This window comes from Achromobacter sp. ACM04, from assembly GCF_014851465.1.
GTDB lineage: Bacteria > Pseudomonadota > Gammaproteobacteria > Burkholderiales > Burkholderiaceae_B > Achromobacter > Achromobacter aegrifaciens.
On sequence record NZ_JACUZS010000004.1, the window covers coordinates 486,194 to 501,326 of the forward strand.

Genomic DNA, 15,133 nt, shown 5'->3' on the forward strand with positions numbered 1-15,133 from the left:
TCATTCTTTCACCCAATTTAGATTTTTGTCGTACGTTCCTTCTCTCTTACCTTTGCGATCGAACACCTTCCACCCTCCCGAGACATTATGCGCGTCAACATCGGGCGTAATGTAATTTTTCCCATTCCAGAACACCACCTGGCCATGCGAATCGAATGGCGCTTTTTGCGGCGGAATTCGGCGCGTATACCCTAACTCCTCCGCCCTGCGTTGAAGCTCCTTATTCTTGCTGAAGATCGGATCAACAATGATCGGACCCTCGTTTGGGGTGCTTATCGGTTCTCCATCATCAACTTCCGCTACCCCTTTCCCCGGCACGCCAACATCCGCCACATCCCCCGACTTACCAGGCACTTTCGTTTCCGGCAACTCCCCCCCGCTCGGCGGCACCCCTATCGGCGGCACGGGGTCTCCTGATTTCCCTGGAATGCTCTCCGATTCGTCGCCTGAAAGGAGGCGATGAATGACAACGATCGGCAGAGCCTGATCCTCCGACAAACCCGGCGTCTTGCGCATCAGATCTGCCACCGCCGCCGTTATCGCCGTAGCATCGGTAGCTCCGATGACGCTGTCTCGGCATACCGTCGAGGCGAGGCATGCGCGGATGGCGGCCACCCCGCCGCGCTTGAGCAGTGCTGCGATCCCGTTATTCTCGGTTTCCAGCTTCCCGCTGTTGACGACCGCACTCGCGTCCAATCCCAGCCCGGCAGCCAAGCCTGCCAACAGCGAAGACACCAGGTTGTTGCGAGCCTCCTTGTCCTGCGGCGACAGGGTCGAGCCAGGCTTACCGTTGGCGGCATCCAGCAAGGCGTTCACCACCGAAGCGGCGCCGGCGCCCAACGCGGAAGCCCCGCAACCATCGCCACGCGCCGCCCCTCCGGCGCATCCCGCCACCGCGTGCAACGCGGCGCGCGCAGCTTGCGCCTCGACGCCTTCGCCCAGCGCATCCGCATACAGCTTGATCTGCTGCGCGGTCAGACCTTGCAGATAATTGACCGCTGCCGCCTGCACCATTTCACTGGCGCCGCCGGTGACGTTGCCGCTCAATGCACCGATTATTGCGGTCGTTATAAGGCGACCTTGGCTACCAATCTCCCATTTCTTGGCGTCTTCGTATTGCGCTTTCAGCTCATCCCTGCGCGGACCCTCGGGTTCGTTCTCCAACGCCTTTTTAAGCGTCTTCGCCTTCTCAGCCCGATTCTCGAAAAACTGCCCCGCCTGCTTGACCATTTCCTCCGCAATATCGAATCCCCCCTCGATCCGATCCTTATCAAAAATCGGATTAAGCGAATTCAACGTGTCGCTCGTATCGCGGTTCAACAACGCGATGGTCTCAGTCGCCGTCTTGCCGGTCAGCGCCTGCTGCCCCGCGACGTCCCGGATCTCCACCGTGCCGCCACTGATGCCGCTGAGCGTTTTGGAGTCGTTTTCGCCGAAGGCTCCAAGCGCCACCGGCGTCCCCGCCCCGCCGCTACCGCCGCTCAGGGAGATCCGGTCGGCGTTGTAGCGCGCCACGTTCTTCACGTCTTCGGCCACCAGCGTGCCTGTCTTCAGCAGGTTCAGACCATCCGCCACGGCCTGGTCGCTGCTGGAGATGACGCCGCCCGTCAGCGTGGTGTTGCGCTTGACGTCCACCACGAAGCCGCCGTCGCCCGCCATCAGCCCGGACTGCTCCTCCACCGACTTGTAGTCGCTCTTCATCCGAGTCTGCGAGACGTTGCCCGACACCGAGCTCTTGCAATAGCCGTAGCACAGGCTGCCCTGCACCCCGCCGCCCTGCTGCTTGGAGTCGTAGGTGCTGACGTCCTGCAGACTCTCGATGCGCAGGTCCCGTCCGACGTCGGCGATGATCTGATCGGCGCGGCCCGTCGCGCCGATCAAGGAGATGTCGCCGCCCGATTGCAGCGCCAGCACATTGCCCGCGGTCAGCTCGGTGTTGGTCCAGGTGGTGTCCTTGCCATCGCTGCGGCCGCGCGAGGCGTTGGCCCCGGCAGTCGCCACGAAGCCGACGCCGTTGCTGCCCGCCGTCACGCCCACGCCTACGCTGGCGCCCGAACTCTTGTTCTGGGTGTGCTGTTCGTAGGTGTCGCGCGCGGCTTGCAGCAGGATGTCGCCGTCCGCCTTGAGCAAGGCGTTGTTCCCGGCGGACAGCCGCGAACCCGTGACTGTGATGTCCGAATCGGCGCCTGCGCCCTTGGCGATGACGGTGAGGTCGTTGCCTGCCGCGATGTTGGAGCCGACCGAGGACGTCGTGTTGCGGGTGGTGGTGGTCTGGCTCTTGCTGCTGCCGATGTCCAGGCTCAGCGTCACGCCGCCCGCGCTCTGCGGGTCCTTCATCACTTCGTCGTAGGTGTTGACCGCCGCCACGCCCGTGGTCACCAAGGCCAGGGCCTTCATGATCTTGTTGTCGGTCTTGCCGGCGGCGTTGCCCATGCGGTTCGCGGTTTGCATGGCATCAAGCAAGGGGTTCTTGGCGTTGATACTGAGGCCGCTTTGCTTGACCTCGTGGAACTCTCTTTCACGGGCGGTGTCCTGGGCGGCGGCGATGTTGACCTGCTGGCCGATCAGGGTCACGTCGCCCTTGGGCGCGACCACGTTGCTGCCCACGATATTCAAGGTCTTGCCGGCGTTGATGAGCACGTCGCCTTCGACGCTGCCCACGGTGCTGGCCGTGTGGAAGACTTTCTTGCCCTCGAGCGAGTCTGTCTGCTGGCGTTTGCCGTAGCTCAGGCCGCCCGTCGCGCCGAGGCCGGACTTGGTGACTTTCTTGTAGTCGTAGCTGTCCGTGGTGTTGACGCCGGGCAGGATGTTCACGTCGCGCTCGGCGTTCATGACCAGGTTTTTCTGCGCGCCGACGTTGGAGCCGATGACGTTCAAATCCCTTCCGGCCATCAGCACGGCGGTATCGCCGGTGAAGGTCGAGCCCTGCGCCTGCGTCCAGTCGCCCGACTTGATCGTGTGGGTGGTCTTGGAGGACAGGAAGCCCTTGGTCTTGTAATGGACCTCGTCGCGCGCAGAGCCCGTCTCCACGCCCGCGGTCAGGTTGATGTCGCGCCCCGCGGCGACCGCCAACTGCTTGCCGGCGGTGACATCGGCCGCACGAGCGTTGACATCCTGGCCTGCGATCAGGGTCAGGTTGCGGCCGGCGTCGATGACGGAGCCGATTTCCTTGCTGGTGCTCAGGTCATGACGATTGCGCCGGTTGAGCGCCATGCTTTCGCCATGGCTTTCCGTCAGCGTGGCCAGCGTGATGTCGCGACCGGCTTGCAGACGCGCGTCGTCCTTGACCATGACCTGCGCGGCGGTCAGCGTCAGGTCGCGGCCGGCCTGCATGTCGAGGGTGCCCGCCTCTACCCGCGCCACGCCGGTGAGGTGCGTGCCCCAGGTGCTGCCGTGGTTCTCGGAACCGGCGGTCGAGGTCAGCGCAATGTCGCGCCCGGCGGTCAGGGCGACCTTGTCGCCTTTGATCAGGGACGCGATGTTGGCCAGGTCTTCCCGCGCGGCGAGATTGACGCTGCCGCCCTGAATGGTGCCGCCGGCCTGGTTGACGATGTTGCCGGCGGTGACGACGGTGGCTTGCCGCGAACCGATGGTGCCGCTATTGGTGACTTTGCCTTCGGCGGCGATGTTCACGTCGCGCCCGGCCATGAGCGTGCCGTCGCCCTTGAGGTCGCCTTCGCGCACCACCAGGTAGACCTGCGGCACCAGCACGGTCTCGGTGCTGCCGTCGGGCAGGGTGACGGTCTGCTCCACCAGCCAGACCAGGTCGGTGGTGAGCTGACGCTGTTGGGCCTCGGTAAGCGCGGAGCCAAGCTTGACGCCATTGTCCAGCGCGAACTTGGCGCCAGCCGCGAGCAAGGCCTTGTACTGCGCGTCGTTGTCGCTGTAGTTCTCCAGGAAGCGCTGGCCGGTGGTGGCCAGAATCTGGTCGGACACCGCCTTCTGTTCATAGAAGCCGTCGCCCAGGCGCCGAGGTTGGCCCGAGGGCGTGAGGAACTTGGCGCCCGGCGGAATCAGCGCGGCCCAACCGCCCAGCCGGGACCCGGTCAGCGCGCCGCCGGCGGCAACCCCGGTCCCCGAGGAACCGCCGGACACATGGCCATCGGCGCCTGTATTGGCGTTGACGCCGCCAGACGGGTTGTCCCCCTGCTTGCGATCTCCCGTCAGGCCAGCGCCCGCGCCTGCCGTGTTGTCGATCGAGGTTCCCGGCAACGCGCCGGGCTGGCGCAGCAGGTCGAACAGATAGTCGCTGGAGACGTAGGGGCGTTGGCCCGTGAAACGCGGATCGGTGGACACGATGTACTGCGCGTCCGGCCGGCCGTTGATGGTGAACAGTTGGCTGTCGGGAATGCTGGCCGGATTGGATACGGTGCGGACGGCCTTGCCGCCCGGGAGGTCGAGGCTGGCGACCTGAACCGCGCCCGGCTTGCCGATCGCCGTAGAACCGGGCGTCTTGCCGCTCAGGCCGACCTGCACATTGCCGCCCGCTGTGGCGATGGGCAATTCGATGGGCTGGGCGGCCAGCGTGACGGTGTAGGGAGTGGAGTATTCCTTGCGGTCCCGGCGGCGCTCCTGCGTCACGGTTGCCGTGCCGTTGCGGGTGATGGTGCGCGTGCCGCCGGCGCCGATGTTGTTGATTTCCGGTCCGGATATCGACAACGCGCCGCCCGCCGCGATCTGACTCTTGTTGTTGGTGACGGCGCCGGTCAGCGTCATATTGCCGCCCGACAGGATGCGGGCGGGATCGGTGGAGGTCGTGCGCGATTCGGTGACGGTTTCGGTCACCTAGTAGTAGGTGAAATTGCCCACCAACCGATTGGCGTGGTCGGCGTTGAACTCGTGGATGCGCGCGTCCAGTTCCAAATGCCGGGCCTTGTAGGCGGCATAGGCCTCGTCGTGAGCCTTGCGGCGTTCGCTTTCCGCCGTGCATTCGGCACTCGTCCTGCAGGGACGATCCGGTTCCCGCCAAACGGGCATATCGCCCGCGGGCGGAGTCACGCCGAAGACCGCCCATACGCGCGCATCGTTGCCATACTTGAACTTTTCGGGCACTTGCGTGCAGTCGCCGCCGTTATCGCCGCCGGAGCAGACGTCGTAGGCCTTGGCATAGGCCGGCGGAATGGGCACATCCCGGCCCGCCTTGCCTTTGGTGCGCGGCACATAATCGAACGGAGGGCCGTAGCGATCCGCCGGGTACTTGGTCGACGGCAACAACAGCTTGCGTTCGGGATCGTCATTCAGCCACGCCGGATCCTTGCTGCACATGGGCGTGACTTCGTCGCACAGCCAGTTGGTTTCGGCGTCGTACATGTCCGTCGTGCCTTCTGGCGTGAAGTACACCTTGGGCTTGGACGACACCACCACGGTTTCGTTGGCGTAGTGATCGTTCCGGTTGATCAGCGATGCGGCCGAAATGCGGGCATCGCCGGCGGCTTCGATGGTGGCCGATGCGTTGATCAACGACACGGCCTGGCCGACGGCGCGGCCAATGGCGTCCAGCGCGCCGCCGATGCGCAGGTCTTTCGCCGCGTAGATCAGCGCATGCTCGCGGTTCACGAGGTTGGTGGCGCCCAGATCCAGATCGCCGCGCGAGGCGATCACGGCCCCGCCGCCCGCCCCCACGTCGTTGACCAGCGTACCCGCGCCGATGGAAATGGCGTCGCCGAAGATGCGGCCCAGGTTTTTCAGGCTGCCGGCCCTGATGTTGGTGACGCCGCCGTCTATCAAGCCCTCGTTGGTCAGACCATTGGTGACGTTGAGGTTGTTGTTGCGCCCCGCCAGCAGTTCGCCCGTGGCCTGGTTGTGCAACGAGTCGGCCTTGATGTTCAGGTCGCGGCCGGCGCTGAGCCGGGCGCTGTTGTCCATGGCGCCACCCACCGCCAGGTTCAGGTCGCGGCCCGCGATGATGTCGCCGCTCTGGTTCAGCGCGCCGGCATATTCGAAGGAAAGATCGCCGGCGGACTCCACCACCCCCAGACCTTCCAGGGTTTTGACGATGACGGCCAGGCTCTTGCCGGCCAACACCTTGCCCTGCACGTTTTTCAGCGTGTCGGTCTCGATGCGGGCGTCGCCCTGCGAGACCACTTCGCCGGCGGTGTTGTCGAGCTCCCTGGTCTTGATGGCGAGGCTCTCGCCCGCGTTGACGGCGCCGCCGCGGTTGTCCACCCCGTCGGCCACGATGCTCACGATCTTGCCCAACACGCCGCGCGCGGACGTGCCGTTGCCATTCAGCGTGTCGCGGTTATCCAGGCGGGACGCCAACAGCGTCAGCGTCCGATCGGCCTGAATCAGTCCGCGCTGGTTGTTGAGCGTGCCCGCGATAGTGACGTCCAGGTCGCCGCCCGCCACCGTGCCATCGCGGTTGTCCAGCGTGCCCGCATTGATGCGCGCGTTGCCGGCGGCCGCGATCAGGCCGCCGGTGTTGTCCAGCGTCCCGCCCGCGCCCAGATCGATGCGGGCATCGCCGGCGGAGGTGATCTTGCCGCCTGCGTTGCGCAAGTTGGCGGCGGACAAGTCCAGGCCGCCGCCATGAAGGGTTGCGCCGGCGGTGTCGATATCGCCCTTGGCCGACAGCGTCATCAGATTGTTGGCCGACAGCGTACCGCCCGCGAGCGACATATCGCCCGCCGCCGCGCCCGAGTCCGTGGCCGTCAGCGTCATGTCCTTGCCGGCGAGACTGGCGCCGGCATGCTGAATGGAGCCTGCCGTCAAACGCAAGCTGCCTGGCTGATTGAGCACGCCATCCGCGCCCACGCCCGCAGCCAGCCTGCCGGCATTGTCCAGCAGGCCTTGGGTGCGAACGTCGAGATCGCCGCCGGCCAGCACCGCGCCGGTGTTGGCGAGCGAGAAACCTGCGGTCAGGGTGGCATTCGTGGCCGCCACGGCCACGCCCGCATTGGCGAGCTTCCCGCCTGCGTCCAGGATCAGTGCGGCCGCGGATTGCAGGCGGCCGTCGGCGGCGATCCGCAAGTCGCCCGCCGCACTGGCGGACAGCGCGCCCGCCTGCGTGGCGATGATGCCGCCGAGCAGCGCGTCCTTGGCCGCGCGCAGCGTCAGACCGCGGCCGGCGGAAGCCGACCCCAACGTCTGCAACGTGCCGCCCGCAGCGGCAACCAGGACGCCGCCCGCCTGCACCTGCGAACCGGCGCCGAGGGTCAGATCGCCGCGCGCGGCCTGCAGCGACAGGTCGCCTTGCAGCGCCGCGACTGTGCCATCAATCTTGACGCGGTCACCCGCGGTCAGGGCCTGTTCGCGGCCGGCCAGCATGCGGCCCGCCACGTCCAGGAGTTCGTCCGCCGTCGCGGCGAGCTTGTTTGCGGCCTGCACCAGACCGTTCGCGCCCACTACGATATTCCGGCCCGTCATGGTCAGATTGGCATCGCTGGCAATGGACCCTTCCACTCGCGCATCGCGTGCAGCCGCCAAGGCCAGGTCGCGCACCGACGCCAAAGCGCCAGCGACAAAGAGGTCGCGGCCCGCGAGCGCGTTCAAGGCGCCTGCTGCCTGCACCTGGGCGCCCTGTTTGACGATCAGGTCACGCCCCGCCAACACGGACATGTCGCCAGCCTTGGACGTGGCGATCTCGCCCAACGCGGCCACCACGCCACCCAACCTGGCGTCGCCCCCGGCTTGCAGCATCAGCGCGCCGCCGGCAGCCAGCGTGCCGTCGGTGCCGACATCTCCCGCTGCGAGCAGGGACAGGTCCGTGGCGGCCTGCATGCGGCCGCCGGCAGCGACTTTAAGATCGCCTCCGGCGTCGGCGGTCAATCCGCCAGACAGCGCGGTGACGGTGCCATCGATGCCGATATGCCTGCGCGCCGCGAGGCTGGCCGGCGTGCCGCCGGTCACCACGCCGGTCACAAAGAGATCCCGGCCCGCTTGTGCACGCAGCGTGCCGCCGCTGCCCGCGCCGTCTGCCGTGCCGGCGGTGCCCGCGATATGCAGATCCTGTCCCGCGTCGAGCATCAGGCTGCGGCTGCCTTGCGCCAGCCCGTCCTTGCCCACGCGCAGATCTCCGCCAGCCGTGACGTTCAACAGGCCGTTGGCGATCGTCTTGCCATTCAGCAACGCATCCGTCGTGGCCGTCAGGCGGATGTCCTTCTCGCCGGAGAGGGTCCCGTCAAGAATCAGCTTGGCGCCGGACCGCGCCTCCAGCAGCCCGCCTGCCTGCAACGCGCCCGCCGCGCCCAGCGCGAGATCGCCGCCGCTGACAGCAGAGAGCGCGCCGTCGCGCGCCAGGACGGAACCGTCGACCTTCAAGTCCCCGCGGGTGCGCAGATCTGCGCTGCGGCCGGCGATCCACTGGCCGGCAAGCGCGGCCGTGGCCGCGTCCGCGACCACCGAGCCGTCGGCCTGTATGCGCGCGTCCGAGGTCGAAGCCAGCGTCCCGTCCGTACGCAATCGCAGATCGCCCACAGCCAAGGTCTGGCCCTTGAGCGTCAGGTCCGCGGCCGCGTCCAACGCCACGTCGGCCAGCGATGACACGATGCCGGCAGCCGTCAGGGAGGCGCCCGCCAGTGCGCTCAATGCGCCGCCAGCCAGCGCCTGGCTGCCGGCGCCAAAAGCCATATCCCGCCCGGCGCGCAATGCGAGTTCGCCCTGGGCCGAGGCGGCCACGCCATCCAGTTTCAGGTCGCCTGCGGCTTGCAGGCTCGCGCCTTGATTGCCGCGCAGCTCGCCCGTCATGATTACGTCGCCGCCGGCGCTCAAACGCGCGACATCAGCCGACTCGATCCGACCCGTCGCGGCGATTTGCGCCGTCCCGCCAGCGGTAAGGTCCAACCTGCCGTCTGCGCTGATCGTGCCTTGGGCCGCGACATCGCCGCCGGCCGTCAGCGCCGCATCGGCCGTGGACACCAGCGTGCCGTCGGCCCGCGCGTCGCGGGTCGCGTCCAGGCTCACGCCTTTGCCCTGCAATCTGCTGGCAGCGCCCAGCGACAAGTCCCGCCCGGCGGATGCGCGCAAGCGATCGCCGAAAGCCAACGCATCACCAGTCACGCGCAAATCGCGCACGGCTTCCAGCGTCATGCCGCCATCGGTCAACGTCGTGCCGGCCAATGTGAGGTCCTGGCCTGCGTTCAGGCGCAGCGTCCGGTCGCTCTGCACATGCCCGCCTTGGCTGAGGGCGAGATCGGCGCGCGCACGCAGATCCAGCGGACCCGCGGCATACAGCTTGCCGCTCACCGTGGCATTGCGCACCGCCTGCGCGGACAATTCATCCAGGGAACTCAAGGCGCCGGAGACCAGCAGATCGCCGCCCGCCAGGGCTTCCACACGCCCCTTGGCCGCCACGCGGCCTTGCGCGCCGATCGCCAGGTCGCTCCCTGCTGCCAAGCGCAAAGCGCCCGTGGCGGCGGTCAACGTGCCATCCACGGTTGCGTGGCGCGCGGCGATCAATTCAATGCCGCCATTGCTTTGCAATGCGCCCGCGAGCGCCAGATCCTGACCGGCTTGCCCCGCCACGCCGCCCTCGACTTCCCACTGCGCCTGCGTATTGCCTCGCAAGTCGCGCGCGGCCCGCAGATCCAGGTTCCCGGCCGTCGAACCTTTGCCGGCAAGCGATATGTCGCGGCCGGCGGTCAATGCGATGTCTGCGCGTGAACCCATGGCGCCGGCTGCGGTCAGGTCGCCGTCGGCTCGTGCTGCGATGCCTACGCCCTGGGTACGGCTGGCAGCCCCCAGCAACAGATCGCCGCCGGCGGCAAGCGACAAGGTACCGCCATACGCCAGAGCGTTGCCGTCGATGCGCATGCCCTGACCCGCCTGAAACGCCAATCCCGCATTGGTTTCAGCAACCCCAGCGAGCGTCAGTTCGCGTCCCGCCCGCAACTGCATCGCGCCTTCGGATTGCAGGATGGAACCCGCGCCCGCGACGAGCTTGCCGATGCTATCCACCGACAGCGGACCTCCGGCAAGCAGCTTGCCATCGACGGCGGCATCGCCTGCGGCCACCACCGTCAACGCCTGCACCGATGACACCTCGCCCGCCGACCGGAACGCAGCGCCCGTGCGCAGGTCCGCCAGGCCGCCCGCCTGCGCCACGCCGCCCGCGCCGATGCTCAGGTCGCCGGCCGATGCCAGCCTCAGCGCGCCAGCCGTGGCGCTGGCCGTACCATCTAGCGACAGCTTGCCGTCCGCCCGGACGTCGAGGTCGCCATTGCTGCGCACGCTGCCCGTCAGCGCCGCGTCGCCGCCCGCTTGCAGCCGTGCCTTGCCGGTGCTGGCCAGTTGCCCGCTCACCTGCATGCCGCCCCGCGCTTCCAGCGTCAGGTCGCCATCGGCGCCGATGGCCGCGGAGACGGCCGTATCGCGGCCGGCTTGCAGGCGGACGTCGCCCGCCGCCGCCATGGTTCCGCCGGCCCGCAGGTCGCGCGACGCCACGGCGTCGACGACGCGTCCCTGCGTCTTGCTGGCGGCGCCCAGTTGGATATCGCCGCCACTGCGCATCTGCAGCGCGCCGCCGTAGGCCAGCGCGCTGCCGTCCACCTTCAGGCCGCGCGCGCTGTCGATGGACAATGCGCCATCCGTCAACGCCGATCCTGCCAGGCTTACGTCTTCGCCTGCGCGCAGGCTCATCGACTTGCCCGACTGCAACTTCGCGCCCGCAGCGGATGAAAGTTCGCCGCCGGCCTGGACCTGCAACTCGCGCGAGGCGACGACGCGGCCCGGCAATTGGATGTCTCGTGCGGCCTGTAGCGCCACCGTCCCCTTGGCCGACACCAGGCCCGCGGAGCCATCGCCCGCTGCCGTCTCGCCAGATTTCGCGGGCGGCGGATTGCCATCCTGACCTGATCCCGAACCTGTACCTGAACCGGCGTCCGTTGCCGTGCCGCCGCCCGAATCCGAACCGCCGGTAACGGGCGGCACCGGATCCGGCACCAGGGTCGTGATGCCGGCGCGCACATGACGGCCAGCCTGCGCACTCAAATCCTGATCGCCCATCAGCAGAGAGCCCGACAAGGCCAGGTCTCGCCCTGCGGCCATGCGCAGCGCGTCCTGCGTCTGCAGGCTGCCCTGCGCCCCCACGGTCACGTCGCCCAGGGCGTTGACCGCCAGTTCCCCGCCCGCGCTCACCGCCCCGCGAACCGCGGCTTGCCCGCCTGCGCGCAAAGCCACCGTGCCCGACGCCTGCGCCGCGCCTGCCACTTCAAGATCGCGGCCCGCCGCCATCTGCAAGTTCTTCGCGGCCTGCACGGTGCCGCTGGGAGTGATGCGCAGGTCCCCGGCGGCGCTCACCTCCAGATCACCCGTAAGCGCCACGAGATTGCCGCCCACGTTCACGCCCACGCCGGCTTCCGTGCCGATCAGCCGTATGCTGTTGGCGTACATGCCGCCCAGTGCCGCCGTGTCCAGCGCCACCGCAGGCGCGGCGCCCTCGCCTTCGCGAGCCGACACCGCGCCAGAGCCGTAATCCACCCGCGATGCACCCGCCGTTACGTTCAGGCGCTGCGCCCAGATGCCCGCGTTGATCTCCAATGTGCGCGCCATCAGGTCCACCTGGCCGACGTTCCCGCCGAGCAGGCCGTCGCCTTCGACCCGGATCTTGCCGCTCGCTATGTCCAGACCGATGCTGCCGTCTGGCCCGACAGCGGGCTTGCCGGTGGTGAGCGTGGCGCGGTCCGCATTCAGGAAGCCGCAGCCGTTGCAGGTGATGCCGGCCGGGTTGGCGACGATGACATTGGCCCGGTTGCCCGCCACTTCAAGCGCGCCGGCCAGCTGCGACGGATTGGGGGCAGTGACCTGATTCAGGATGGTCGTCGCTCGCTGGTTGCCCAGCATGGGGTTGCCCGCGATCTGGCCCGCCAGTTGCGTCTGGCTGGCCCCGCCGCTGTTGTTCAACACCACGCCGGAGCGGCCGACGTTGAAGTCCGTGAACTTGTTGTTCGACACCCCGCCCGCGGAAGGCGGCGCGATGTTCACTACCGGCACCCCGTTGGTCACGCCCACCACTGGCCGTTGGCCCGGAGCATTCCGGTCCACTGAGATAGGTAGCGTCTGCGCCAGGACCGGCGTCCAGACCTGGGTGTACAGCACGAGCCACACGATGGCGGAACGGAATTTGGACATGAGGCACACTCGGTAGTCGGTTCTTGTGGCGCGCTGCGGGACTCGCGGCGCAAGGAGCGAGGCGCGGGCGTGGCCCGGCCGCGCTTGACGCTAAAACTCGAACATCAGTGACGCAGCCAGTACGGTGCTCTGGGTCTTCAGGCTTTCTGGTCTCTTCAAGGGCCAACCCGCCGACAGGTCGTAACTCGCGCTCAGGCCGGGCAGGGCGATCCGGCCGCGCATGCCGGTCACCGCGCCGATCAGCGTGCGGCCGGACAGGTACTCCGCCGACGGGCCTCCGACCCGTCCGACGTCCAACCCGGTGTAGAACTGCTGACCCAGATCGCCGAGGTTCAGCGACAGGTCTTGGCGCAACGTCCAGCCGTCTTCGGCGGCCAGCGTCATCTCGCCATCGAAGCCGCGCACGGCGTAGCGATTGCCGATGGTGAAGTAGTCCGCCGGCACCACCGCGGTCTTGGCGTGCTGGATCTGCCAATTGGCCTGATACGCCAATTGCTGGTCCGCCACCTTGAACGGCAGATGCAGTCCGGCGTTGGCCGTGAGCAGGGTGCTGCGCCCGTTCCAGTCGGGGTCGCCGTAGATGTAGCCGGGACGGTCGGAGAACTGCGGCAGCGTTCCGCGCACGCCGCCACCCACGTCCAGCGCGGCGGAGCCGATGTACTGGCGATGCCCATAGCCGAACTCATAGCCGGTGATGTCGCGTCGCTGCACGTCGATATCGACGTCGTTGATGGTGCTGTTGACGCGCTTGCGCAGGAATTTCAGCGTCACCGTGCCCTTGTAGGCGCCAGCCCGATAAGGCACCACGGACACGCCCGCCTCGATCTGCTTGGTGGTGCCGCCGTAGATGACCGGCTCGTCCAGACCCGCCACGGCCTGGCGATAGCGCGAACGGCTGGCGCCGGCGAACAGCGTCCAGTACCCGAAGGGAATGCTGTAGTTCATGGAGGCCGCGCGCGTTCCGGCATCGTTGCGGCGCAGCGCGGCGTTGCTGTTCCATGAAACCGACAACTGGTCATACAGGAACAGCGGAGAATCCAGCGTGAGGCCGGCGTTGATCTGTTCCTTGCCGGTGGACTCCATGCCGCCGTTGTCACCGCCCAGATAGGCATGCCAGCGCTTGCCGCTGCCGGGCTTGATGAGGATGTCGGAGTCGCCGACGCTCGGACCTGGCTCCACGTCTATGGTGGCATCGGCCTGGCCGCCAAGCCGCCGGATGTTTTCCAAGGCCTGGTCCAGATCGCGCTGATTCAGTTCGCCGCCCGGGCCGGTCGGCAGCGCCGTGCGCCACCAGCCCGCGGCGCCCTCGCTCTGGACTGCCGAAATGCGGCCTGGCACGTAACGCAACTGCAACTCGCCTGCGGCCAAGGATTGCTCCGGCACCAGTACGCGCGCGGTGATCAATCCTTGAGCGATGAGCAGCGCGTGCAAATGCTCCTGCAACTTCTTCAAACCCTGTCCGCCCAGGCAGGGGCCGATGGCGGACTCGGCCGCGCGGCGCAGCGCCGACGGCGGTTCGGGGGAGTCCCATTGCACTTCGCGCAGCACGAAGCACCGGCTTTCCTCGGGAAAGACCAGCGGCCCTTCCCCCGCGGCCGGCGCCTCGGGCGCGGACAGGACGTCTGGACGCTGCGCGGCGCGCGCGCGCTGCGCCTCGAGCTCCTGTTCCTGGCGGCGCTGGATCTCGGTGGCGCGGTCAGCGGCCGCGGGCAGTATGGGTTGGGCTGCCAAGGGGGATGCGAACACCGCCAGCAAGGCCACTGCGGTCAGCTTCATATGAAAGCCATTGCTTCTGGATTTTTCTTAATGAAACCGCCCGCGGATGCAGCGATTGCGCCTACCTGCAAAGGTCTGTTCGTTTTCATTTGGGAGGGACTACGTACAAATGCGCGGTTCTGGTTGTTTGGCGCAATGCACGAATTCTGGTCAGCAAGATTTGTCGCAAGTTAAGCGAATGGCAGGCCGTTCCGCACCAGAAAATTCTGATAGTTGACAGTAGAAGAGCGCTTTTTCGGCCCTCAATGCCCCGCCCCGGCGTCCTCGGAAGGCTGTGCCACAATTGCGCCCATGCACCAGGACAACCGCCTACTCCACTCCTCCCTGGCCACTCAGGCCGCGCAGCTTTCCTCCGCCTGGAAAGTCGCTTTCGAGACGCGCGCCGTGGCCGACGCGCTGGCCGGCGTAATCGCCCATGTGGACAAGCGCCTGGAAGAAGGCGCGGTGGTCTATCCGGCCACGCCTTTTCGCGCCCTGCACGGCCTGGAACCGTCGGACGTGCGCGTGGTGATCCTGGGGCAGGATCCCTATCACGGGCCGGGCCAGGCCCAGGGGCTGGCCTTCTCGGTGCCGGACGACTGCAAGCGGCCGCCCAGCCTGCGCAACATCTTCAACGAAATCGCCCAGGAGTTTCCGGGCACCCGCGTGCCGGCCGGCAACGACCTGAGCGTTTGGGCGGAACAGGGCGTGCTGCTGCTGAACACCGCGTTGACCGTGGAAGACGGCCAGCCGGCCTCGCATGCCAAGCGTGGTTGGGAAACGGTGACGGATGCGTTGATCGCCCTGGTCGCGCGCGACCCGTCGCCCAAGGTTTTCATGCTGTGGGGAGCCCATGCCCAGGCCAAGCGGGCGTTGCTCCCGGACAACAGCGGCCACCTGGTCCTGATGTCCAACCACCCCTCGCCCCTGTCCGCCAGAAGGCCCCCAGTACCCTTCCTGGGCTGCGGCCACTTCCTGGCCACCAATCAGTGGCTGACCAACCAAGGGAAAAACCCTATTGATTGGGAGCTGGACAAAAAAATAATTCCCATGCAGGGCGAATTCGGGTTATGATCGCCGCACTGCACAAAACGAGTTCGGCATTTACCGCCTTGATTTAGCGGAAATTTTCGCAGTCTGCCGGGTGACACAGCCCCGGCCCCATGCCGAACATCATCGATTCCTGACCTCCTTTCCTTTCGCCCTGCGTTCCACTCAGTACACGAGAACGCGCCACGCGCACGGTTGATTCGGTCGGCACGATGCTCCATCAACCGTCGCCTGGATCCGGCCGCCTAATCCCCTGGCCCGA

General features: G+C 67.2%; 4 protein-coding genes. 1 reads left to right on the forward strand and 3 read right to left on the reverse strand.

Annotated features, from left to right (window positions below):
- The 3 genes from IB259_RS24205 to IB259_RS24215 form a co-directional block, all read right to left on the reverse strand.
- On the reverse strand, window positions 1-4,785 hold the full coding sequence (locus IB259_RS24205; RefSeq protein WP_192330303.1) for a hemagglutinin repeat-containing protein: 4,785 nt from the start codon (window positions 4,783-4,785) through the stop codon (window positions 1-3).
- Complete coding sequence (locus IB259_RS24210; RefSeq protein ID WP_192330305.1) at window positions 4,786-12,066, reverse strand: filamentous hemagglutinin N-terminal domain-containing protein; 7,281 nt, start codon at window positions 12,064-12,066, stop codon at window positions 4,786-4,788.
- Window positions 12,067-12,156: 90 nt separating this feature from the next.
- Window positions 12,157-13,842 (reverse strand): ShlB/FhaC/HecB family hemolysin secretion/activation protein, encoded by a 1,686-nt coding sequence (locus IB259_RS24215; RefSeq protein ID WP_192330307.1) that lies wholly within the window; start codon window positions 13,840-13,842, stop codon window positions 12,157-12,159.
- Between the two features lie 291 nt (window positions 13,843-14,133).
- On the opposite strand from IB259_RS24215, the gene IB259_RS24220 reads away from it, so the two are divergent.
- Window positions 14,134-14,895, forward strand: a complete 762-nt coding sequence (locus IB259_RS24220) for a uracil-DNA glycosylase (protein WP_192330309.1) — start codon at window positions 14,134-14,136, stop codon at window positions 14,893-14,895.
- Window positions 14,896-15,133 lie beyond the last annotated feature (238 nt).